Source organism: Allopontixanthobacter confluentis, assembly GCF_009827615.1.
Lineage (GTDB): Bacteria > Pseudomonadota > Alphaproteobacteria > Sphingomonadales > Sphingomonadaceae > Allopontixanthobacter > Allopontixanthobacter confluentis.
The window spans coordinates 572448-595536 of record NZ_WTYU01000001.1; the positions used below are offsets into that span (position 1 = coordinate 572448).

Annotated in this window: 17 protein-coding genes; 9 read left to right on the plus strand and 8 right to left on the minus strand. The window is 58.6% G+C overall.

The genetic code is table 11. The annotated features are described in order from the left end of the window. Positions 1 to 116 precede the first annotated feature (116 nt). The 3 genes from GRI44_RS02635 to GRI44_RS02645 all read right to left on the minus strand — a co-directional run bounded on the left by GRI44_RS02635 (position 117) and on the right by GRI44_RS02645 (position 5523). Positions 117 to 1604 carry a DUF3482 domain-containing protein gene (locus GRI44_RS02635; protein WP_160599905.1) on the minus strand — a complete coding sequence of 496 codons (1488 nt, stop codon included), beginning with the start codon at positions 1602 to 1604 and terminating at the stop codon, positions 117 to 119. Next, the gene (locus GRI44_RS02640; RefSeq protein ID WP_160599906.1) at positions 1601 to 3112 is read right to left on the minus strand and encodes a DUF2868 domain-containing protein; all 1512 of its coding nucleotides are present in this window, start codon (positions 3110 to 3112) and stop codon (positions 1601 to 1603) included. The genes GRI44_RS02635 and GRI44_RS02640 overlap by 4 nt, the downstream gene beginning before the upstream one ends. 353 nt (positions 3113 to 3465) lie before the next feature. Continuing rightward, positions 3466 to 5523, minus strand: a complete 2058-nt coding sequence (locus tag GRI44_RS02645; RefSeq protein WP_160599907.1) for a S46 family peptidase — start codon at positions 5521 to 5523, stop codon at positions 3466 to 3468. 102 nt (positions 5524 to 5625) lie between these two features. Here GRI44_RS02645 and GRI44_RS02650 point away from each other — a divergent pair, with 102 nt between their 5' ends. The 3 genes from GRI44_RS02650 (at position 5626) to GRI44_RS02660 (ending at position 9035) form a co-directional block, all read left to right on the plus strand. Continuing rightward, the gene (locus GRI44_RS02650; protein ID WP_160599908.1) at positions 5626 to 5826 is read left to right on the plus strand and encodes a hypothetical protein; all 201 of its coding nucleotides are present in this window, start codon (positions 5626 to 5628) and stop codon (positions 5824 to 5826) included. 75 nt (positions 5827 to 5901) lie between these two features. Next, positions 5902 to 7647 carry a type I secretion system permease/ATPase gene (locus GRI44_RS02655; RefSeq protein WP_160599909.1) on the plus strand — a complete coding sequence of 582 codons (1746 nt, stop codon included), beginning with the start codon at positions 5902 to 5904 and terminating at the stop codon, positions 7645 to 7647. After that, positions 7647 to 9035 carry an HlyD family type I secretion periplasmic adaptor subunit gene (locus GRI44_RS02660; protein WP_160599910.1) on the plus strand — a complete coding sequence of 463 codons (1389 nt, stop codon included), beginning with the start codon at positions 7647 to 7649 and terminating at the stop codon, positions 9033 to 9035. The genes GRI44_RS02655 and GRI44_RS02660 overlap by 1 nt, the downstream gene beginning before the upstream one ends. Positions 9036 to 9203: 168 nt before the next feature. On the opposite strand, the gene GRI44_RS13830 is transcribed toward GRI44_RS02660, so the two are convergent. Then, the gene (locus GRI44_RS13830) at positions 9204 to 10808 is read right to left on the minus strand and encodes a M10 family metallopeptidase C-terminal domain-containing protein (protein WP_202386119.1); all 1605 of its coding nucleotides are present in this window, start codon (positions 10806 to 10808) and stop codon (positions 9204 to 9206) included. 302 nt (positions 10809 to 11110) lie between these two features. On the opposite strand from GRI44_RS13830, the gene GRI44_RS02670 reads away from it, so the two are divergent. Together GRI44_RS02670 and GRI44_RS02675 are read left to right on the plus strand one after the other, a co-directional pair. Continuing rightward, positions 11111 to 11653 carry a GAF domain-containing protein gene (locus GRI44_RS02670; protein WP_332872336.1) on the plus strand — a complete coding sequence of 181 codons (543 nt, stop codon included), beginning with the start codon at positions 11111 to 11113 and terminating at the stop codon, positions 11651 to 11653. After that, a complete protein-coding gene (locus tag GRI44_RS02675; RefSeq protein WP_160599911.1) occupies positions 11607 to 15176 on the plus strand; it encodes a CHASE domain-containing protein in 3570 nt (1189 codons plus the stop codon). The genes GRI44_RS02670 and GRI44_RS02675 overlap by 47 nt, the downstream gene beginning before the upstream one ends. Positions 15177 to 15307: 131 nt before the next feature. On the opposite strand, the gene GRI44_RS02680 is transcribed toward GRI44_RS02675, so the two are convergent. Together GRI44_RS02680 and GRI44_RS14050 are read right to left on the minus strand one after the other, a co-directional pair. After that, on the minus strand, positions 15308 to 16066 hold the full coding sequence (locus GRI44_RS02680) for a sigma-70 family RNA polymerase sigma factor (RefSeq protein ID WP_160599912.1): 759 nt from the start codon (positions 16064 to 16066) through the stop codon (positions 15308 to 15310). Beyond that, positions 16063 to 16188 (minus strand): hypothetical protein, encoded by a 126-nt coding sequence (locus GRI44_RS14050; protein ID WP_269800968.1) that lies wholly within the window; start codon positions 16186 to 16188, stop codon positions 16063 to 16065. Before GRI44_RS14050 ends, GRI44_RS02680 begins: the two co-directional genes overlap by 4 nt. Between GRI44_RS14050 and GRI44_RS02685 the strand changes: the two genes are divergently transcribed. The 3 genes from GRI44_RS02685 (at position 16181) to GRI44_RS02695 (ending at position 19315) form a co-directional block, all read left to right on the plus strand. Beyond that, a complete protein-coding gene (locus GRI44_RS02685) occupies positions 16181 to 16429 on the plus strand; it encodes a hypothetical protein (RefSeq protein WP_160599913.1) in 249 nt (82 codons plus the stop codon). The genes GRI44_RS14050 and GRI44_RS02685 overlap by 8 nt on opposite strands. Next, positions 16413 to 16811: a hypothetical protein gene (locus tag GRI44_RS02690; RefSeq protein ID WP_160599914.1), complete on the plus strand. Its 399-nt coding sequence runs from the start codon at positions 16413 to 16415 to the stop codon at positions 16809 to 16811. The genes GRI44_RS02685 and GRI44_RS02690 overlap by 17 nt, the downstream gene beginning before the upstream one ends. A gap of 161 nt (positions 16812 to 16972) precedes the next feature. Continuing rightward, complete coding sequence (locus tag GRI44_RS02695) at positions 16973 to 19315, plus strand: putative bifunctional diguanylate cyclase/phosphodiesterase (RefSeq protein WP_160599915.1); 2343 nt, start codon at positions 16973 to 16975, stop codon at positions 19313 to 19315. A 65-nt stretch (positions 19316 to 19380) separates the two neighbouring features. Here the strand turns inward: GRI44_RS02695 and purQ are convergent, their stop codons facing one another. Both purQ and purS read right to left on the minus strand, forming a co-directional pair. Further along, the gene (purQ, locus tag GRI44_RS02700; protein WP_160599916.1) at positions 19381 to 20058 is read right to left on the minus strand and encodes a phosphoribosylformylglycinamidine synthase subunit PurQ; all 678 of its coding nucleotides are present in this window, start codon (positions 20056 to 20058) and stop codon (positions 19381 to 19383) included. After that, positions 20058 to 20306: a phosphoribosylformylglycinamidine synthase subunit PurS gene (gene purS, locus GRI44_RS02705; protein ID WP_160599917.1), complete on the minus strand. Its 249-nt coding sequence runs from the start codon at positions 20304 to 20306 to the stop codon at positions 20058 to 20060. Before purS ends, purQ begins: the two co-directional genes overlap by 1 nt. Before the next feature lie 497 nt (positions 20307 to 20803). Between purS and GRI44_RS02710 the strand changes: the two genes are divergently transcribed. After that, a complete protein-coding gene (locus GRI44_RS02710) occupies positions 20804 to 23044 on the plus strand; it encodes a TonB-dependent receptor (RefSeq protein WP_160599918.1) in 2241 nt (746 codons plus the stop codon). The last annotated feature ends 45 nt before the right edge of the window (positions 23045 to 23089 follow it).

A 23089-nucleotide genomic window follows, 5' to 3' on the forward strand; every position in this document is an offset into this window, starting at 1 on the left:
TCAGCGCCCTTCGCACGGCCATGTTTTCGATGCGGTCGATTGAAAATGGCAGTCGCGACCCGCGCTGAAGCTTGCAGCCTCCTGAGCAGTGGGCCGCTCCCCAAACGCTTGTCGTATTAGGGGGCTGGATCGGGAATGCTGGTCATCTCAGGGTATAGGCGTAGCAATATTGCGCTGATGGTTGCGCGTAATGCGTCAGCGATGGCAATGTTGCCATCCCCGTTGGAAAGAGCTGTTCGGTCAGCACTGTAAGCCACCTTGATTGCATCGAACCGCTGGCGAACCTCGTCCTCGACAATAGGTTGCCAGAAAGAGGGGTGTTCACCTTCCGACCAATCGCCGCGGCCACGCCCGTAATGTGCAACAGCGAGATAACGCAGCACCGCAGTTACTGTCAGACGTTCGAGGAAATCGCTCGCCCAGCGCATGTTCGAACCGTCTTCCCCCCGTGCCATGTTGATGCCTTTGGCAACACCTGTCGCACCTAGCGCGCCCAGCACTGCGCCCACAATCATGCCGCCGCCAAGGGTCAGTCCGCCTGCGGCAATATCCGCTGCCAGCCCGCCCACCGCGCCCGACACCAGCCCGCCCAATGCCGCTGAAGTCCCTTCAGGCGTCTTGGCGGCATGCGCGTAATCCTCGCCCACGCGGTCCAGCACTTTCTTCGCTGCCTTTCCGGAAAGGCCGTGGAGCGCGATCAGCTCGTCCGTGGAACTTGCTGTCGATTCCGCCAGCCTTGCACCGAGTTTTGCCATTGCGTTGCGCGCTGCCCGGTCGCCCTTCGCGCGGCCCGAAAGGGCAGTTGCAAGTTTGCCCTGCCAGCCTGCTTCCTCCACCTCTTCACGATCTGCCGCCGCACGCGCAAGATAGCGCGCCAGAACATCCGTTGCGGAATGGAACCGCGCAAGATTAAGTTCTGTCCATTTTGCCCGTAAACCCTCCATGGCCGGTTGCTTGTGTTCGGGCAGCAACGGTGCAATCGTGTCAAGCAGCGCGGCTTCCTGCACCCAGACGCGAGCAAAAGCATCAAGCGGCAAGACGGCGCGCACTTGCCCCGGCGCGCCAATATCTGCCCACCGCGCTTTCTCGGTCGAGACATTCTCGCGTGGGGGGCCCATCTGGTTGAGCAGCACCACGACCGGCTTGCCAATCCAGCCCAGCACTTGCATCTCGAGATCGACATAAGTTGCGCTGGCCGGGTCTTCCGCAGCATTGACGAGGTAGAGGATCACGTCAGCTTCATCGCGTGCGTTCTTGATGGCCTGCTGGCTCGACCACAGGGGGCGTTCCCGCCACCTGTCCCACACCTGGCTGATGAACCAGCCAATCGGGTTGCCGGAATTTTTCAGGCGAGAAAGAAGCCGCGCAGTATCGCCGAAACCCGGCGTGTCCCACAGCATCAGCGTATCTTCCCCATGCTGCACCAGCACATAGCCTGTGGAAAGATCGGTCACATGCGCTGCGTCGCGCACTTCGCCGACATCGCGGCCCAGCAATGTCCGCGCAAGCGTGGTTTTGCCAGCATTGGTATGGCTGATCAGGCTGAGATTGACCGTAATGCTGTCACCGCGTGGGCCGCTGGCATCAGTTTCGTGAAGGCTCATGCGTTCAGCTCTTCCGGGCGGATCAAATTCGCCTCAATATTTTTGGCCAGCACGTCGCCAGGCGCATCAGACAATGCTATGCCGATCGGCAATATTCCGAGTGGGGCAAGCATGCTGCGCCATTGTGCCAGCCGCGTTTCCACCCGTTCATCAAGCCCTGTCTGGCCTGCGAAATGCGTACGATAGGGGCCCTCATCGATCAACGCGCCGATGATCTGCCCTTTGTCGCGGCGCGCCGTTTCTTCCGTCAATGCGCGCACCAGCTCGCCATGGTTCTCGGCTTCTGGCGTGGTGGAAAGGCTGAACAGCACAAGATGATAATCGTCGGCATCATTAACGCTATGCCTGGCGGCCCATTCTTCCTCCGCCCCGTAACCAACAGCTTCGTCAAACACCACTTCCGCGCCGTCGCCCAGCACGGTTTTCAGCGTGGCGGCAAGGCGCCGCCGCGTGTCCTCATCCGGATGGTAGGCATAAGGGGTGACGCGCGCCCGGCCAGGTGATGTGCCGCTGGAACGCAGCAGGCGGCGGATATAAAAATCCGCACGACCCGCAACCGGCAGGCTGCGACCCAACCGTAACACGCGCAATTGCTCCCACAGCGCCAGGAGCAGGCGCGGGGCGATGATCGCGCCAGCGACCGTCAGAGTATACAGGTGGATCCACGGCGCAGCATTGACGCCCGCTGTTTCTGCACCTGCCCAGCGCATGGCTGCAATGTCAGTCAGCGGCGGAATGGCCACTTGCGAAAGCTGGCTCGCCGGGCCGAGCACCACGGCCAGAATTGCGCGCACCGCCTCTGGCCCCATGAACGTGCTTTCCCATCCGGCGCGATATTCGATGACCAAGGCGCGCACATATATTCCGCCAATCAGCCCGGCGGCGAACATCGCGGCGCCCAAATGCAATGTACGCCCGGCTCGCGCAGCGTTCAGCGGCGCGGTCAACTGCGTCCAGCGCATGCGAAAAGTGGCTGCGGCGCGTTCGATTGCAGTGCCATCGGGGTCGTCTCGTCGTCCAAGCCTACCGATTGCGGCAATGAAGGTGTTGAGCGGGCTGGTAGAACTCCGTCCAAGCGTAGCCCGTCTTGTGAGGATACCCCGTATTCCGGCGACCAGTATCCAGAAATAGACCAGCAGGTTCCACGCGATGGTGCCGAGAAGCGGGACAGCGAGCAGATCCATCCGCTTGTCAGTCCCGAATTCATTGGCGAACACGCCTGCGCCAAGCGCCAGCAAAGGAACCACGACGCTGATCCAGCCGGGCCAGCGGCTTTTCCGAACAAAATCCGCCAGGCCATTGTGCCGTGATAGCAGGCGCGCAGCCAGCAAATCGGCGCGGGCAGTGATGAAAGCACGCTCGAACTTGCGACCCTTGAGCGGCAGCGCTGCGTTACGCGCGCGGTGATCCGCCTGTTCGCGATCTTCGCGTGTCAGAAGCACCGCATCGCGGTCTTCCAGCTCGACCGCGCGAACCAGTTCGATCCTGCGCGCCTCATCTTCCGTCATGCGTCCCCCGATCATGTAATGCTCAGCCTATGCAGACTTAATGCGCAGGTTGAAAGAGAAGGTCCTGAGGGCAATGCTGAAATTGGCCTGACGCTGGAATGACGACCGATCGTCCATTGAGTTCCCGAAAGCTGCCAGCAGGCAACTGTTTTGGGCGGGGACAGGCAAGGTTGACACAGCGTGCAGTGGTCAGATGCGAGACCATCCCGCATCGGCGGGTGCGTCACGTCAAGATTATCACCCAAACGTCAGTCAGGCTGCTTGTCACTGGGTCTGGGACAATCTGCGCGCATTGAAGCGCGAAATGGCGCACTCGGACTGCCCGGGGCGGGAGGCCGAGTGCGCCCATCACATCAGCGTTTTTTGGCGGCCAGTTCCTTCACCAGATTTGGCGCCGGATACATCACTTCGAGTGCTTCCTGCACGGCTTCGGCAGAGACAGATACGGTGCGATTGAGCAACGGATCATAGCCATAATTTCCGCCCAGCGAATGGATGTTGCCGTCAAATGCTGCGCCGATCACATTACCCGCACGATCAATCACCGGCGACCCGGAGTTGCCGCCGATGATGTCATTTGTAGAAACGAAATCATAGGTCACAGATTTGTCGATCCTGGCTTCATTGGCCGCAAATGCGGGTGCCAGATCGAACGGGGCATTGCCGGTTGCGCGTTCGAAGGTTCCGCCCATCGTGGTGGCAAAAGGAACGTTTCTGCCCCGTTCTGCCCATCCGCCGACCTTGCCGTAACTGATACGCAAGGTGAAAGTGGCGTCCGGATAGAGTTTCTCGCCATAAGCGCCAAAGCGGGCATCGGCCAGTTTGGCGCCGGCAGCGGCCAGTGGCCCGCCGGTCTGCTCATTGATCAACTTCTGCAATTCCCGCTGCCTGCCATCGAGGCTGCGTGCGAAAATTATCATCGGATCATCCGATGCTTCGATTGCGCTCTGGCCGCCGTCCCACAAGGCTTTGCGGACTGCAGGATCAGCCAGTTTGGTGCCCGATACCAGGCGCTGCGCGAGTGCTTCCGGGCTTTCCTTGCCCAACAGCAATTTGGTGTCGAGATCATCTGCACCCAGATATTCGCGCGCTTTTGACAGGCTCCATCCCAGCTGCAAATCTTCAAGCCACGGATAGACCGGGCGTTCATCAAGCAGCCTTTTCTCTGCCAGTGGCAAGGCGCTGTCAGTATATCCGGGCAGCCGCTCCCCATTGGGTTTGACGCGTTCCGCTGCGGCGCGAACCAGCGCCTGGGCATAACCGTAAAGATCGCCGGATGGCTGGGTAAAGCGCAGGGCTGTGTAATTGGCGCGATAGGCACGCATCGCACCATCAATCGCCGTCCAGGGGTCGCCGATGGCGGCATTGCCCTTGCTTAAGGCTTTCAGCTTTTCTTCTTCCTGTGCCAGCTTGTCGGTAAAGGCGGGGTCATTCAGCGCAGTGGTCCGGCCGATATAGACTTTGAGGGAATTTTCGATCCCGCCCAGCAAATCGAGGCCTTCGCGTTCCTTTTGCGCGCTTTCTTCCATCGCGCGGATCAGGCGCCCGCGCAGTTCGGACATGACCGCGACAGTCATCGGCAGCCTGACTTCCCGTTCGAAAGCAAGCTGGCTTTGAGTGAACAGGCGCGATGTGGAACCGGGGTTGCCGACCACAAAGGTGATCTCGCCTTCCTTGGGTGCGCGGGGGCTCCAGGCAAGGTGGTTCGGTGTAGCTACCGGCTTGCCATTTTCATAGGCGCGCAGGAAAGACGCATCGAGCGAATAGCGCGGGAAATTGAAATTATCGGGGTCGCCGCCAAATGTGGCTGCACGATCTTCCGGTGCCCAGGCCAGCCGCACATCGGAATATTTGCGGTAGGTGTAAAGTTTGTACTGCCCGCCGCCAAACAGCGAAACGACCTGGCAGCGGGTCGCGGCCAGATCCGTGCAGCTTTCGGTTTCGATGGCTGCGATCCGCGCATCGCGGGCCTTGATCAGCGCTTCGCCTGTCATGGTGCCGATGGCCGATTTGATATCGCCCGTCACATCGGTGATCGCCGTCACGATTTCGGCCTGCTGGCCGGCACATTTTTTCTCGTCACGAGTGTTGGCCGCGACAAAGCCGTTTTTCAGCAGATCGTCAGTATCGTTTGAATTTTCATACAGGCAGCTTGCAATACAGTGATGGTTGGTCAGGATCAGCCCCTGGCCCGAAACAAAACTGGCCGAACAGCCGCCGGTCAGCCGCACAGCAGAAGCGCGGATGCGGTTCAGCCATGCCTGATCAGGCGCCCAGCCATATTCGCTGCGCATCTGCTCGGCAGGGAATGCGTCAAATGTCCACATCCCTTCTTCCGCGACGGCAGGAGTGGCTAGCGCAGCTGTAAAAGTCAGTGCGACCGAAGCAAATAGAATGGAACGGCTGATCATGAAAAATCCTCTGGTTATGAACTGATCTTATCGGTCTGATGGACCCTATTTGTCCAGCCTGCAATCGCGCGAAACCTGTGAATTTACAGCATCCAATTATGGATGGAACTTACCGTCAGCATCCAGCTTCCGGCTATGTCAGCCATCGCAAAGAATTTCGCTTCAACGCCGTCCTTGCCGCAAATATTGACGGCTGTGCCCGGCGATCTTTTCACTGTGCTGATGTCAGGTGCGGGTGAAGGGAAGACGGGCACTATCACCCGCGCAACCGGGGCACATGGCCAGACCAAATATTTTGCCTAAATTTGCATCATGCCCTAGTCATGCATCATATCTGATTAAATTGAAGAAAGTCCGGTCCCGCTTATGTTGCGCTTCTTGTTCGGCAAGAACATTCCGCCCTTTTTTCAATCTGCGTTTGCGCAGTGCAAGGAACATTACAGGCTGGTCGCTATTTTGAGCGGGCTGGTCAATATCCTGTATCTTGCGCCGACGATTTACATGATCCAGGTTTACGACAGGGTTCTGCCAACGTCCGGCAAAATGACGTTGCTCTATCTGACGCTGGTCGTGGCATTTGCGCTGTTTACGCTGGCTGGCCTCGATGCCATCCGCACGCGAACGCTGGTCAGAGCATCGACACGAATTGAGAAACTGCTGGTCGGCCCCCTGGTGACCAGATTGCTGCATGGCAAGAACACGCAAATCCGTGCTGTCCTGCTTCGTGATTTTGACACGATCAGGCAGGTTGTGGCCGGCCCGCCGGCCTTGATCATCTATGATGCGCCGTGGGTGCCGGTCTATCTGATTGCCGCATTCCTGCTGCATCCGCTGCTGGCCCTTATCATCATTGTTGCAGGCGCTATTCTGGTCGCTGTAACGTGGCTGAACGAACGTAGCACATCGCTGGCAGCGCGCGCATCGCAGCGGCAGACAGCGCTGGCGCATCTTCACTTTGACCGGATGTTGCAAAACCGCGGGCTGGTTCGCTCGTCCGGCCTGTATGAAGCCATGACCAACCAGCTTGTTGATGAGCGCGCAGCGGCGTTGGAAACAGGGTCAGAGGCGCAGACAAAAAGCGCGTTTTTCTCCTCCACCGGCAAATTTGTCCGATTGCTCATGCAGTCGCTGGCGCTTGGCCTTGGCGCATGGCTGGCAGTTGACGGGCAGATTTCCGTCGGCGCGGTAATTGCCGCATCTGTGTTGTTGAGCCGCGCGTTGCAGCCAATTGAACAGCTCATCACATCATGGCCGCGCATCGGGCTTGCCCGCAACGCCATGGATGATCTGGCCCAATTCGTGGATGACGGGGTGGTGACAGACGATGTGCGGACCGCGTTGCCAGCCCCCGAAGGCGCGATCCTGGTCGACCATGTGTTTGTTCGTTCGCCCACCAACAGCGATCTGATCCTCAAGGATATTACTCTGAATGTCGAGAATGGCAGTTTTGTGGGCCTGATCGGGCCATCAGGGGCGGGCAAATCAACCCTGATGAAATTGCTTGCCAATGCAGTCTCACCCGATGCCGGTGTCATTCGGATAGACGGGGCCAATTATTCGGACTGGCCATCAGATCGGCTGGCACGCCATATCGGTTATGTGCCGCAGGATTATGCACTGTTACCCGGCACCGTGGCGCAGAATATCTCCGGTTTTTCTGCCTGGAACAGCGGCAGTCACGAACTGGACGCATCGGTTGATGCCGATATTGTCGACGCTGCCAAGCGGGCAGGCGCCCATGACATGATCCTGAAACTGCCCAACGGGTTTGATACTTTGGTTGGCGGGGGTGAAGGGGGGCTTTCGTCAGGTCAAAGCCAGCGCATTGCGCTTGCGCGGGCAATTTACGGAAAACGCTCTGTCATTCTGATGGACGAGCCGGAAAGCGCGCTGGATGAGGATGGCGAAATCGCACTGGCGCATGTCATCGCAGCATTACGCGAGCAAGGTGTCACCATCATCATTGCATCCCACCGGCCACGCATATTGGCCGAAACCGACCGGCTGGTGGTGTTGCGCGAAGGCAAGATCGTGCTGGATGGGCCGCGGCTGGAAGTCATGGCCAAACTTGCCCCTGTCAAACCGGCAGGACAAATCACCAGCATGACCGTGAAAGGCAAATGATGAGCGATCAACTGCCAGCCAGCCAGGGCGCGCGCGAATTGACCGGGGCTGCTGCACCCATGCACCAGGCCTATGCCGCTGCCGAAGATGGCATTGGCAAGGAGAAGAAACTTGCGGCGATAATCGGCGGCGTGTTTTTCGTTCTGTTCATGGGCTGGGCGGCATTCACCCCGCTCGATTCAGGCGCCATTGGCACAGGCAGCATCGTTGTTGCGGGCAACAAACAGGCCGTGCAGCATAATGAAGGGGGCGTTGTTTCCGCGCTGAATGTGAAAGAAGGGGAAACGGTGCGCAAGGGTGATGTGTTGCTGGAACTGGATAGCGATACGCTGGTGGCATCAGAGCGCGGGATCACCAGCGAATATCTGAGCCTGCTGGCAGAACGTGAACGCTTGCAGGCGGAACAATCGGGTGCCGGCACATTTACGGCGCCAGCAGAATTTGCCGGGCTGACTGGTCAGAACAAGCAGTTTGCAGTGCAGGCGATGGATACGCAGCGCAGGCTGTTTGCGGCCCGCAAGGGCACAGTATCATCACAAAAGGGCGTGCTGGGCCAACGCAGCCGTCAGAATGATGAACGTATCGAGGGCCTTAGGCGGCAATTGCAATCCAACCGCGACCAGCAGCGTCTGATTGATGATGAACTTGGCGCGCTGAGAGAGCTGGAAAGCAGGGGGTTTGCATCAAAAAGCCGGGTCCGCGAAGTGGACCGGACTGCGGCCGCCCTGTCTGGCAGCGAAGGCCAGATCGAAGCGCAGATTGCCGCAGCACGTGAATCCATTGGCGAAAACGCGATGCAATCGGTCACCTTGAGCCGGGAAATCATCGAAGAAGCATCAAGCCGCTTGCGCGAAGTGAGCGACCGGCTTGACCAGTTGAGGCCGCAATTGCGCGCAATCCGCTCCGAATTGTCCCGTGCCACCGTTCGCGCGCCCGCATCAGGCAAGGTGGTCGAACTGAACGCATTCACCGTCGGCGGGGTCATTCGTGCGGGCGAAACGATCATGCAGATCGTGCCTGACAACCGGGAATTGCTGGTCGACGTGCAGATTTCTCCGCGCGATGCCGATGACGTGACCGTTGGTCAGGTGGCGCAAGTACGCTTTCCGTCCTTGCAGGAACGCACCTTGCCGATCCTCACTGGGGTGGTCACCAGCATGTCAGCCGATAATCTGACCGACGAACGGACCGGGGCCAGCTATTTCAAAGTGCAGGTGAGGGTTCCGGAAGATGAGATGGCCATTCTCAGCACCGTGCGGGATAACAAGAACCCGTTGCGGCCCGGCTTGCCCGCCGAGATTATCGTGCCATTGCGCAAACGCACTGTGCTGCAATATCTGACCGAACCACTGACCCAGATGCTATGGCTTGCAGGCAGGGAAGACTGAGTTGAAGGCTGGACCGAAGACTAGCCGAAGTCTGGGCCGAAGACAGAGCAGAGTCAGGGTTTCCGGCTGACGGTCGCGAAACGGTAAGTCCGCCACTATCGGCATCAGGCAATAAAAAACCCCCGGCCCGCTGAGGGCCGGGGGTTTTTTAATTCAACATCCAGTTCGTCAGAAGAGGAAGTCGCCGCCGCCAGCATCGGCGCCGTTAAGGTCAATCGTCAGGTCGGCAACACCGTCACCATCAAGATCGCCATATACGAACCCGTCGATGACGCGCACTTCGCCTGCGGTTCCGCTGAAGCCGGCTTCGCCGATAAAGCTTTCAAAACCGCCAAACGCTGCAAGATCGATCTTGTCGACACCTGTGGCAAAATCGGTGATCGTGTCGATCCCGTCCAGCGTCGAGAAGCTGAATGTGTCGGAACCATCGCCGCCGGTCAATGTGTCGGAACCTTCGAACCCATTAAGCACGTCGTTACCGCCGTTGCCGGAAAGCACATTGTCGACCGCATTGCCCCAGAGCAGATCGCGCTGCGAGCCGCCGATCGCATTCTCGATGATTGTACCATAGGCGATTGCGATATTGCTGTAACTGGTCGTGGCAATCCCGGCCACTCCGGTATCTGCAAGAATGCTGTTCGCATTGGCATTTTTGAAGCTGTTTACAGTTGCGGTGATTTGCGCCTGCGTCAGCGTGCCGAACTGAGTTTCCAGGATGGTGCCGAGTTCTGCACGATTGGCGTTAATCGTGGCTGCATCGGGTGCAGCCTGTGCTGCCGACGAGAAGCTGCCATCATGAAGGTCGATAAATACGCTGGCATTGAAACCGGACATATCAATCGTGTCATTACCGCCAGCGTCATAGATGGCGACGTTGGGGAAGATATTCTGTTCAAAATCGAAAACGTCACGGTTCGCTGTCGAATTGAAGCCATACACCGTATCATCCGTGCGGGTCGTCAGGTCAGCGCCATAGGCGGCCTGAATTGCCAGAATGTCATGCAGCATCGGCGTTTGTGCATTGCCGAACAGGAAGGTGCTGAAATCAACAATGCGGGCGCCCGTTTCGCTTGGGCTCCAATAGGACATGATCGAATATTGTTCGCTGTCCTGCGCATATTCGGCCTGCGCCACGTAAGTTGTTGCACCTGAGCCATTATACCTGCCCGGATGGCTGAGGCCCAGCGTATGACCCAGTTCATGGATCAATGTGGTGGCGCCATAGCCGTTGAACCCAAGCCAGTTATTGCTGGTATTCAACTCAGGGTCGGCAATGAAAACATCGCTCTGATACTTATAGCCCCTGTCGCCAGGATAATAGGCATAGGCCTGACCCGGATCTGCACTGTTGGCGAACAGAATGTCGGCACCCTGGCCGTTCTTTTCGACAAAAGTCGGGGCGATCAGATCATCCCAGAACTGAATGGAATCGCGCGCTTCTGCGCGTTGGGCCGCACTGAACGGGGTGACGCCATTGTCTGCAGTGAAGCCATAATTGGGGTTGTTATACAAACCGGTGAGGTGGTTGTTTTCAACAAAGCTGAACGTAATGGTGTCGCCATTCACATTGTCTGTACGGCCAGTCCAGATCTGGTCCACAACCTGGTCAAGATCAGCAATAGGCTTGCCGCGATAGGTAAGGCCCAGGTCGGCAAAATCGTCCAGATTGAAGTCCAATGGTTCATCGGCGGTGACACCGGACACCACGCTGATGGTCGATGTGTCAGCACCTGGCCGCGCAACATGGGTCGGATCGCCAGCGGAATTTTCCATGTCGATCTTTTTAAACTGATTTTGGTCTTGCTTCATTAAATCCTCCGATGAACCCCAGTAAATCCCTTTGGCGCGCCTTTTGCCAGCGGTCCAGCCGGAAAAGCCCGCTGACGCAAGCGCGTTGGGATGCGACTGCCGCATGGGCTGCGCTTTCCGGTACAAGGCTGTTTGTTGATGGAACTGCCGCACACTACCCGGCGAAAGGCCGCCAAGTGTTTTTACGTAAGCCCCTTTGACCCCAAATTCTACCGACCACGGATAACGCTGGCGCCTGATTTCTTTGGAAGGGGAGTAGCGAAATCGTGAATGTGCACAGTGCAGAAGCTGACCGGCTGGCCTCGGTTGGCAGCTACCACATTATTGATACCCCGCCAGAGCCGCATTTCGATGCCCTTGCGCAAGAAGCGGCACATCTGTTTGCAGCACCGATCGCGCTTATTTCCCTGGTCGATGAAAACCGCAACTGGTTCAAGGCACGGGTCGGTCTTTCGGTCAGCGAAGCGCCGCGGCCGCTGTCATTCTGTTCGCACGCAATCACCTCGGACGATCTGCTGGTGGTGGAGAATGCCGCAATTGACGCACGCTTCATGCATAATCCGTTGGCAAAGGGGGACCCCAATCTGCGGTTTTATGCAGGCTCTGTGCTCAAGAACAGGCAAGGCCACCGGTTAGGGACGATCTGCGTCATCGATGTCAAGTTGCGGCCTGATGTAAGCGCTCGGCAATTGTCGCTGTTGGAAGATTTGTCTGGCGCGGTGATGAAAGTGCTGGAGAATCGCCGCGCGGGCATTGTGCAGCATGAGGTGCAGCATCACCGGCAGCAGAACCAACATTTCCATGCCTGATGCGGCCCTGCCTCGCCAGTACAGCGCAGTGTTTGCCATTGCAGCAATAGCTGGCGCTTACGCTGCCGCAGCCTTTCTGGGGCTGATATTCAGCGCGCAGGCGGGCAATGTGTCGCAGGTGTGGCCCGCTGCCGGCATTGCAGTGGCCGGCCTGCTGATTTTTGGCCGGAAGCTGTGGCCCGGCATTTGGATCGGGTCATTCTGCATCAATGTGTGGGCGAGCCAGAGCATATCCTTTGACCCCAACGCCGTGCTCTCACCCCAGGTTGTGTCGCTGCTGCGATCCGCCGTTTTGGCGACAGGGGCCACGGCACAGGCGCTGATGGCGCGGTGGCTGGTCAACCGCGCGTTTGGCACGCCCATCCGTCTTGAATCCCTGGCTGACGCATTGAAAGTCATTGTGCTGGCCGGCCCTGCTGCCTGCCTTGTCAGCGCATCTGTCGGCATGGCGACGTTGTGGTTTGAGGGATCGGCCGAAACCGCCGCGCTGGCGCACGGCTGGCTGGCGTGGTGGCGCGGCGATATTGTGGGCATTCTGCTGATTGTGCCGCTTGCGTTGTTTGCCCCGTGGCGCAGGCCCGGGCTGTTGTGGAAAAACACCCCGGTAACACCATTATCGTGGTCGATGGTGGTGGGCCTGTTCGCGCTACTGGCGGCAACGCTGGCTGCATGGTTTGTGACCAATGCTATTGTCTATGATCGCAACATGACGGCGTTCAGCGCGATGGCCGATGATAGCGAGGTGGCGCTGCGGCACCGCGTGGAAATCTACCGGCGCAGTCTGGATGGCGGCGCTGCAGTCATTGACGCGACTGACAATCTGACGCGCGAAACCTGGCTCAATTTCATTGACATGATCAATGTCAAATCCCTGCCCGGCATCAATGGCATAGGATTTATCGAGCCGGTTGACCGTGCCGATAAGGCAGCGTTCGTGCAGCAAAGTCTGGCAGATGGAGTGCCGCCTTTCAAAGTGCATCCTGAAAGCGGGAATGACGATTTGTTCGTCATCAAATATATCGAACCGATTGCCATCAACGCGCAGGCGGTCGGTCTGGATATCGGGTTCGAACGGAACCGGCGGCAGGCGGCAGAAAATGCCCGCAACACCGGCGAGCCGCGCATTACCAAACGCATCACGCTGGTTCAGGACGAGGCGCAAACCCCCGGTTTTCTGCTCTTGCAGCCGGTTTACAAGCGCGATGTGCCGCTTGATTCCGTGGCCGCCAGGCGCGTTGCATTTCGCGGCTGGGTCTATGCGCCCTTCATTGCCTCGCGGTTTATTGACGGGCTTACGTCCAGTCAGGGGGAATTGTTCGCGGTCAGGATTTATGATGGCCCGGTAATTGATCCTGACCAGCAGATTTTTGGTGATGAATTGCGCAGCGATGCGGCGTTCACCATCAGCCGAACGGTCCCTGTTGAAGGACAGACCTGGACAATGGTGTGGCAAAGCACGCCCACGTTCGAAGCCAATGTCAAAACCAACGAATCCGCCATTGTGCTGGGCGGCGGCATTGCGCTGATCCTGTGTTTTGGCGGCCTGCTGCAATCCTATGCGCGGCGCGAAGCGGCCATTTCTGCCGAGGTACGGCAGAAAACACGAGCGCAGGAAGAAGCATTGGCCGCACTGGTGGAAAGTGAACATCGCTTCAGCGATCTGGCGCGCCTTTCGCCGGCCGGCATCATCCGCACTGATGAATTCGGTTTCTGTATCTATGCCAATGACAGCTGGCTGGCGATATCTGGCCTGGCCCCGGCCAATGCCATGGGCACAGGCTGGATTTCCGCCATTCATCCCGATGACCGGCCCCGGTTTCACCGTGACTGGCTGGACGCGATCGAACGGCAGGAAGAACACCGGGCCACCTTCCGCTTCGTTACTGCCAATGGCACAGCGCGCTGGGCTGACATGATCACCCGGCCAGAACTGGCAGAAGACGGCGAAACGCGCGGTTTCATCGCCGTCGCGCTGGATGTGTCGGAAAGCATGGAATTGCAAAGCGCGCTGCAAAGCGCACGCAAGCAGGCCGAAGCTGCGGTCGAGGCCAAATCCAGTTTTCTTGCCAATATGAGCCACGAAATCCGCACCCCGATGAACGGCGTTCTGGGCTTTGCCAATCTCCTGCTCGACAGCGATCTGACACCGGCCCAGCGCCAGCACGCGCAGCTTATTTCCGACAGCGGCCGTTCCATGATGCGGCTGCTGAACGATATTCTGGACCTGTCCAAGGCGGAGGCAGGGCAGATGATCATTGCCGCTGAACCGACCAACCTGCACCATGTCATGGACGGCACAATCACCCTGATGGCGGCATTGGCGGACAGCAAGGGTATCCGCCTTGATTGCGACATTGCCAGCGACGTGCCGCCGATGATTTGCAGCGATGGTTTGCGAATCCGGCAGATTCTGCTCAATCTGCTCGGCAATGCGCTGAAATTCACGCATGAAGGCCATGTCACCATGCGCGCACGGCTGGAAAATGGCGATGCTGGCTGGATGGTGCTGGAAGTGGAAGACACCGGCATTGGCATCGCGCGTGACCGGCAAAAGGCGATTTTCAGCGAATTTGAACAAGCCGACGCGACCATTGCAAGCGACCATGGCGGCACGGGGCTGGGGCTGGCCATCTGCCGGAAGCTGACCCATCTGCTGGGCGGCGAAATGGAAGTGGAAAGCGTGCTTGGCATGGGCAGCATTTTCCGCGTTTGCCTGCCACTTGTGCAATGCGCCGATGATGTGCCGCAGGCGGCGGAGCCGTATGTTCCGGAAAATTTGCCCGCCAGCGCCGCCCCCATGCAGCCTTTGCCGGAAAGCCCCCGCATTTTGCTGGTGGAAGATCATGATATCAACCAGATCCTGATGACCGATCTGCTGGGCCGCTTGGGGATGGAAGTGGAAATTGCCGACAATGGCGCCATCGCAGTGGAAGCGGTGCAGACTGCGGCCAAAGCAAACCGCCAGTTTGACCTTGTCCTGATGGACATGAACATGCCCATCATGAATGGCATCGATGCCACCCGCGCGATCCGCAGCGCAGGGATTGGCGCAGGCCAATTGCCGATTGTCGCGCTTACCGCCAATGCCTTTGCCGAAGATATCGCTGGCTGCCTTGCCGCCGGTATGCAGGCCCATCTGACCAAGCCGGTCAATGCCGACAAGCTGCAGGCAGCGGTTGAAAGCTGGGCGCGGCGGCCTGCGGAAAACACCGTGGCAGTTTCCTACGCGGATGGGCCAGCCAATTCTGATCTGTCGATTGAAGAGCGTTACCGGATTGAAAAGCGTGCCACTATCGCCAGTGTGGAACAGCTGCTGCACGGCGAATTGGGCAGCGACAAGATAGAGGATGCTGCCAGAAAGCTGCATAATCTGGCTGGCACGGCGGGCATGTTCGGGGAAGACCTGCTCGGCCATTGTGCGCGCGAACTTGAACATGATCTGCGCAGCGCAAATGTGGCGATCCAGCCGGACCGCCTGCGGGCGTCGCTCGACACCATGCGCGCTGCCGAAATGGCGGGCTAGACCAGACCTGCAAGGATATGCTTTAAAACGCCAGGCAGGGCCGCGTTTGCTGCTGGAAACCCCAGTTCAGCCTCAGCCCGATTACCTTATGCGCGATCTGGCTATGTCAGATCAGCCCATGCCCGATCAGGCTATGCCAGATCAGTCTCTGCCAACATGGTTTTTAATTTATCGAGCGCGCCTGCCTTCAGCTGATGCACACGCGGCACGCTCACTTCCAGAACCCCGGCAATTTCCGCAAGGTTCAGTTCTTCGATGAAATATAGCTGCAAGACCAGCTGAAGCCGCTCCGGCAGGTTGGCGATACATTCCGCCAGGCGGCTGCTTTCCTGCGCGTCGCATAGCTGCGCGAAGGCATCTGCTTCCGGCTCGGCAAAGGCAGCCGCAGTATCATCATAGATGCTGTCGAGAGGAGTGAGGTGGATTTGCTCGCCTTCCAGCGCGAGCATGGCTTCGGGCGAGATGCCGAGGAGCTGTGCCAATTCTGCCGGGCTGGGTTCGCGGCCATGCTGCCCGAGAAATTCGGCGCGGTGGCGGCTTGATTGCGCCAGCCGCTTCATCGTCCCGCGTGACGCCGGCGCCAGTTTCCGCAGGCAATCGAACATCGCGCCGCGCACGCGCATTTTGGCGTAAGCGGCAAAGCCGTCCTCGACTTCGCCTGTGGCGGGCGGCTCGTGCCGCCGGGCGCAATCGGTAAGGGCAACTAGCCCTGCCTGGACCAGATCTTCCACTTCCAGCCCATCACGGCCAGCACCATAAATATGCCAGGCCGCCTTGTGGACCAGCGGCAGGAAGCGGCGCACGCGGTCTTCGATCACGCGCGGGTCGGCATAGGCTGTTTGCGCGCTGCGGACAGCGCGTGGGGAAAAAGTGGCATAGGCGTTCATCATGCGGCCAGACCTTCCAGTTGGGGGGCTGCGTCGATAATTTCGGGCGCGTTTGCAGCTGCGCCTGCGCCGATGACGGCGCGCACATCGACTGGCTGGCTTGCGGGCAGCTCTGCAATGGACAAATTGGCGCGGGAAATGGGCACGACGGGCAATCCCGGCACGCTGGCCGGATCGGTCGCCCGCTACACCCGGTCCGCACAGCAAATCGATGACCAGCTGGCCAAGATCACGGAACAGCAGGACGCGCTTCGGGCGCAATTGACCACGCAATTTGCCCGGACAGACCGCAATGTAGCGGCTTCGCAATCCACCCTTTCGTTCCTGAAAAACCAGATCGCTGCGTGGAATGCGGACCGGAACTGACATGCTCGCCCTTGCCACACCCAAAGCTGCCTACCGCCGGGTTGAACGCGATGCCGCAATTCTTGGTTCGGACGCCCGCGCGCTTAGCCTGTATTGCTTTGACGAGCTGGAAACGTCGCTTGCCAGCGCCCTGCATGCCAACCGCACCGGCGCATACGCACGGCGCGGAACCGCGCTTTCCGGCGCTATCGGGGCCATTTCTGCGCTCAGGACCGGCACGGACCCCGGCCATGCGCTGGCAGCGGCCATGCACGCCCTGTTCGATGCTGCGGACCGGTCCTTGCGCGCATCGATGGTGGATTTCAGGCCGCTGTCGCTGGAAGCGATCCGGCAGGATTTCACGGAAATACGCCTTGCCATGTTCGGCGCGCGCCAGATCTGATCGCGCCGTGCCAGCTTCAGACCTTTCGCAATGTCAGGCGTTTTCGCATTGGGCTTAAGCTCCTCTGTCAGAACTATATTCATCACAAACGCCGGCTTTGCTTTACTGGCTGGAAACCTTTGCCCGCTAGGCGGGATCAGGTGAGCGAAATTCAGAAAATCATGTCGGCACCTACAGTCAGACTTCCTGCACGTGAAGTGCTGGGCCTGAGCGATCCTACCACTGACGGATGGAGCAGGCTGCGCGGGATGCAATATCCGCGGCTTGCCCATGGCACCCGCCTTCGCATTGCCGGGCAGTCGCTGGCAGCCGGACTGGTCGCACTCAGCGCATTCTGGGCAGGGACATTGTGGCTTGCCGCAGGCTGGCTGGTCGCATTGGCCGCAACCATGATTTTCAGCGCGCAGGTGCATTCTGCAGTCGCCGATTCTGATCGGCGCAACCTGTCGGCCCTTGAATTTCGCAAACATTTGCTGGCAGCGGCATTATCGGCCGCAGTGTGGTGTCTGCCCCTGCTGGTCTTCGGCTTCATTGGCGTGGCCAATCCGCTGCTGGAAGTCTGGATAATCATTTCCGTGCTGGTGGTGGGCTCTGCCCTTACCGTGGCATCTGCGCCCCTGGGCACGGTGATATTCGCTTGCGCTACCAGTGCAGCGGCGATGATCGGCTTTGCGCTGGCGGGGGAATTTTCCATGGTCCCGGTCCCGGCGATATTCGCGGTGATCGTGGTCAGCGGCACCATCCAGAACGCGCGCACTTTTCTCGAAGCGCGCTTTGCAGAAGCCGGCATGGCCGAAAAAAGCGAAGTGGTTTCGCTGCTGCTGCGCGAATTTGAGGAAAACCAGGCAGACTGGCTGTGGCAGGTTGATACTGCGCGGCGCGTCCGCATGGTATCGCCGCGCTTCTCCTTTGCGCTGGGCAAAACGCCTGAAGAAGTGAACGGCAAGCAATTCCTGGAACTTATCAGCGGGGACGGTTGGGCAACCGGCCAGTTCGCGCCCAGCCTGCATGATCTGGCGGAACGGATGAAACGCCGTGAAAGTTTTTCCAGCGTTCTGGTCAATGTCACGATTGATCGGGAAGAACGCTGGTGGGAATTATCTGGCACCCCAATGCTGGACGATGGCGGACAATACATCGGCTTCCGCGGTGTCGGCTCCGATGTGACGGAGCAGCGCGAATCCAGCGAAAAAATCGCCTATCTGGCGCGTTATGATACGCTGACGGGCCTGCCCAACCGTTTGATGCTGCATGAAAGCCTGGGCGAAGCCTTGCGCTTTGCGCACCAATGGCGGTCGCGCTGTGCCTTCCTGATGATCGATCTTGACCGGTTCAAGGCCGTGAACGATTCCCTTGGCCATCTGGTGGGCGACCAGTTGCTGGCGCAGGTTTCCGGCAGGCTCAAGGAACTGATCGGCGAAAACGAGATGGTGGGCCGTCTGGGCGGCGATGAATTTGCCATTGTCATCCGCGATGCTTCGAACAAGGAAACAGTCGAGCGGATTGCCCACAGGGTGATTGACAGCCTTTCGAAGCCCTATTCGATCGACCATCATACATTGTATGTGGGTGCCAGTGTCGGATCGGCAATCGGCCCGCGCGATGGCACCAATGTCGAAGATCTGATGCGCAATTCCGACCTTGCCCTTTACCGTGCCAAGGATGAAGGCGGCGGCGAGCATTACCGGTACGAACCGGCTCTGCACGCATCGGCAGAAGAACGCCGCAAGCTGGAATTTTCACTGCGCCACGCCATCGAACGCGGCGAGTTGCTGCTGCATTATCAGCCGGTGGTGGATGCGATTGGCGAAAATGTGCTCAGTTTCGAAGCGCTGGTGCGCTGGAACAGCCCGGAACACGGGTTTGTCAGCCCGGTTAAATTCATCCCGCTGGCAGAAGATACAAGGCTGATTGTCCCCATCGGCCAATGGGTCATGGAACAGGCGTGCACAGAAGCGACCAACTGGCCAGCCCATATTCGCATTGCGGTCAATGTGTCGGGGGAACAGCTGATCGAACCTGATTTTGCCTCCACCGTGGTGCGGGCGCTTGCCAAAAGCGGGCTTGAGGCAAGCCGCCTGGAAATCGAGGTGACGGAAAGCATTTTCCTGCGTGATGCCGATGTCGCGCGTGCTGCGCTTGAAGAAATCATGGCGCTGGGCTGTTCGGTCGCGCTGGATGACTTTGGCACGGGCTATTCATCCCTGGGCTATTTACGCAAATTGCGTTTTTCCACCATCAAGGTGGACCGCAGTTTCGTGCAGGGCGCGGCCAATGCCCACCCTGAAAGCCTGGCAATCATCCGTGCCGTTGTCGCCATGGCGGACAGTCTTGAAATGTCCACCACCGCCGAAGGTGTCGAAACGGCAGAGGAAGCGGAAATGATCCGCAAACTGGGCTGCAAGAAAATTCAGGGGTATTATTTCGGCAGGCCCATGCCGGCAGCCGATGCGCGTAAAGTGGTCAGGCGCGCACCCGCGCTGGCCAAGGCAGTGGGCGCCTGAACGGGTAATTGAACGGGTAATTGCGAGGGTAATCGAACCCGTAAGTAAACCGGCAACAACGCGGGTCAGGCAGCGACGAGGGCCTTTACCGCGCTATCAAACAGGGCGCGGCCATCGGTGCTGCCATGGGCGGTTTCTACTGCACGTTCGGGATGGGGCATCATGCCCAGCACATTGCCTGCCCGGTTGAGAACACCAGCAATATCACGGCGTGAACCGTTGCAGGCATCTGTATAGCGAAACGCCACGCGGCCTTCGCCTTCCAGCCGGTCCAGCGTTTCATCATCGGCGAAATAATTGCCATCGTGGTGGGCCACCGGAATGTGGATGATCTGCCCTGCGGAATATCCGCTGGTGAACAGCGTCTGGTTGTTTTCCACCTTCAGTGCGACCGTGCGGCAGATGAAGTTCTGCCCGGCATTGCGCATCAGCGCACCGGGCAACAGGCCGCTTTCCGTCAATATCTGAAAGCCGTTGCAAACACCCAGCACCGGCACGCCGCGTGATGCCGCATCGACCACGGCCTGCATGATCGGGCTGCGTGCTGCCATGGCACCTGAACGCAGATAATCGCCATAGGAAAAACCGCCCGGCAAGGCGATGAAATCCAGCCGGTCGGGCAGGGCTGCATCCCCATGCCATACGCGCATCGGGGCTGTGCCTGATGCCAGTTCCAGCGCCACGGCCATGTCCCGGTCGCAATTGGAACCGGGGAACGTGATAACAGCAGAACGGAAAGCCATTATGCGTTTTCCTTCTCGCCCACCTTTTCGATGCGATAATTCTCGATCACCATATTGGCGAGGAGTTTGCGGCACATCTCGTCAAGCTGCGCGTCGGTCACGCTGTCGTCCACATCCAGTTCGATCAGGCGCCCGGCGCGCACATCATTGACCCCGGCAAAGCCAAGCCCTTCGAGCGCATGATGGATTGCGCGGCCCTGCGGGTCGAGCACACCGGATTTGAGAGAGACGTGAATATGGACTTTCATCGCGGGGACCTTTGCAGAAAGGCTGGTATCGGGCTTGGGTTGAATATGCCCCTGCCTATGACGCCGGATCGCCGCAGGAGCAAGCCGTGGAGCCGTTGTTCTTAACATGGCGGAACGGGTGCAGGGGCGATTTTTACGCGCGACGAGCTGATTTGGCGTTCGAAGTTCCAATCATAGGTGCTTGATTTACAAATTTAAATCGGTTCTTTCATGCGGCAATCTCTCCAATCAGGATTGGCAGCGCTGGCCCTCATCGTTGACCGATTTTCTGTTGCCAGGCGCCTGTTGAAACTGTTCCCAAAACGCAACATTGCGGGGGATTCGCCAAGTAGCCATTGGCGACGCAAAAGCACCCAGAAAACAAACTATCGAAATATAACAAGGTATTGAAAGGGGCACTTGATAATTCCCTGAGCGGCAAGCGCCCGAAATAGGGCGCGCCTTTTACGGGTTCTTGCGCTACCTGCTGGCGACCAAGTTTCTCGGAGTATATCGAAATGACCAATCGCATACGCCCATCTTTTCGGCCTTCCGTCCGGGGCGCTGCTGCCAGCATGATTACGCTTGCGCTGGCAACGCTGGCCCAGCCCGCATGGGCGCAGGATAGTGGTGCCACACCGGCAGCAGCACCTGCCGGGCAGCTTGATGTGATTGTCGTTACGGCCAACCGCCGCGAAGAAAACCTGCAGGATGTGGCAATTTCCGCGGCCACTCTCGACACAGACCGCGTGCAGACCATCTTTGACGCGGGCGCAGACATCACCGCGCTGGCGGCCCGTGTCCCCGGCCTGTTTGTGGAAAGTTCAAATGGCCGTGCAGCGCCGCGCTTTTATATTCGCGGGCTTGGCAACACCGATTTCGATCTGGCTGCATCGCAGCCTGTTTCGGTGCTGATGGACGATGTGGTGATGGAAAATGTCACCCTGAAAAGTTTCCCGGTATTTGATGTTGACCGCATTGAGGTGCTGCGCGGCCCGCAAGGCACTTTGTTCGGGCGCAACACCCCGGCGGGCATCGTGAAGATTGACACGAACAAGCCGACCAACGATTTTTCGGCGCAGGCTTCTGTCAGCGCCGGCAGCTTTGGCTCCATCTCACTTGATGCAGGCGTGGGCGGACCGCTGGTGAAGGACCGGCTGGCTGCCCGTATCTCGGTGCTGTATCAGGGCCGGGACGATTATGTGGATAATGGCTTCACGGGCGAAGAAGATGTCTACGGCGGTTTTGATGAAATCGCTGTTCGCGGCCAGTTGCTGTTCACGCCGAACGACCGGTTGAGCATTCTGGGTGCGGCCCAATACCGTGATCTTGACGGCACTTCGACCTTGTTCAGGGCCAATATCCTTGGCCCCGGCAATAATGACCTGAACCAGAATTACGACCGCAAGACCGTGTTTTACGATGCAGGCGGGGGCAATATCTCGGAATATCAAGGCTTTGGCGCATCTTTCAAATTTGATTATGAATTTGACGGCGCCACGCTCACGTCGATCACTGCGTATAATGAAAGCAACGGATCAAGCCGCGGCGATATTGATGGCGGCTTTGGCGCAGCGTTCCTGCCTGTCTCTGGCCCCGGTTTCATTCCGTTCCCGTCCGATACGCGAGATTCCATTGATCTGAAGCAGACCACCCATGAAGTGCGCCTGGCGTCCAATGGCGATGGCGCATTTACGTGGCAGGTCGGTGCCTTTGCATTCGACAGCGATTTCAATGTCCTGACAGAAGGGTTTGATTTCCCGCCACCAGTAAAGGTGCGCCACCAGAACAGCAGCTGGGCCGTATTCGGGCAGGGCACATATCAGTTTACCGATATGCTGCGCGTCACGGGGGGCGTGCGATATACCGAAGATGACAAGAACTTTTACGTCCTGTCAGGCGGCCCGCTGAATTTCCGCGAAGTGTCGGACAACAGGGTCAGCTGGGATGTCAGCGCTTTTGCCGATGTATCGGACGATTTCAGCGTATATGCCCGCGTTGCCAGCGGCTTCCGCGCGCCCACCATCCAGGGCCGCGATGTGGCGTTCTTCTCGCCCCCGTCGGTGGCGACATCGGAAAAGATCATGTCCTATGAAGTCGGCTTCAAAAGCGAGCTGGCTGACCGACGCATCCGTCTGAACGGGGCAGTCTTCACCTACACCGTGGAAGATCTGCAATTTACCGCGGTGGGCGGGCTGGGCAATCTGGTCCAGCTGGTCAATGCCAATGAAGGCAAGGCGTGGGGCTTCGAGCTCGATTCCGCTTTCCAGCTTTCGGAAAACTTCCTCGTGACTGCCGGCGTCAGCTATAATGATACCGAGATCAACGACCCCGGTCTGGCAGTGGGCATTTGCGCGCAATGCACCGTCACCGACCCGATTGTTAATCTGAGCGGGACTGACCGTGCACTGGTGGATGGTAACCCGTTCCCCAATGCGCCCAAGTGGATTGCCGATGTCACGGCGCGCTATTCCGTGCCGCTTGGCAATGGCGGTGAAGTGTTTGTCTTCACCGACTGGGCCTATCAGGGCGCCACGAATTTCTTCCTGTATCAATCCAGGGAATTTAACGCCGACAACCAGTTCGAAGGTGGTTTGCGGATCGGTTATGCCGCCCCCGATAACCAGTATGAAGTGGCCTTGTTTGCTCGCAACATCACCAACGAGAACAATGTGAAGGGCGGCATCGACTTCAACAATAACACCGCATTTGTGAACGACCCGCGCGTGCTGGGCGTGTCAGCGCGCGTGCGCTACTGATCAGGCAGCATTGTTTTGGACTACGGGGCCGGAAGGAAACTTCCG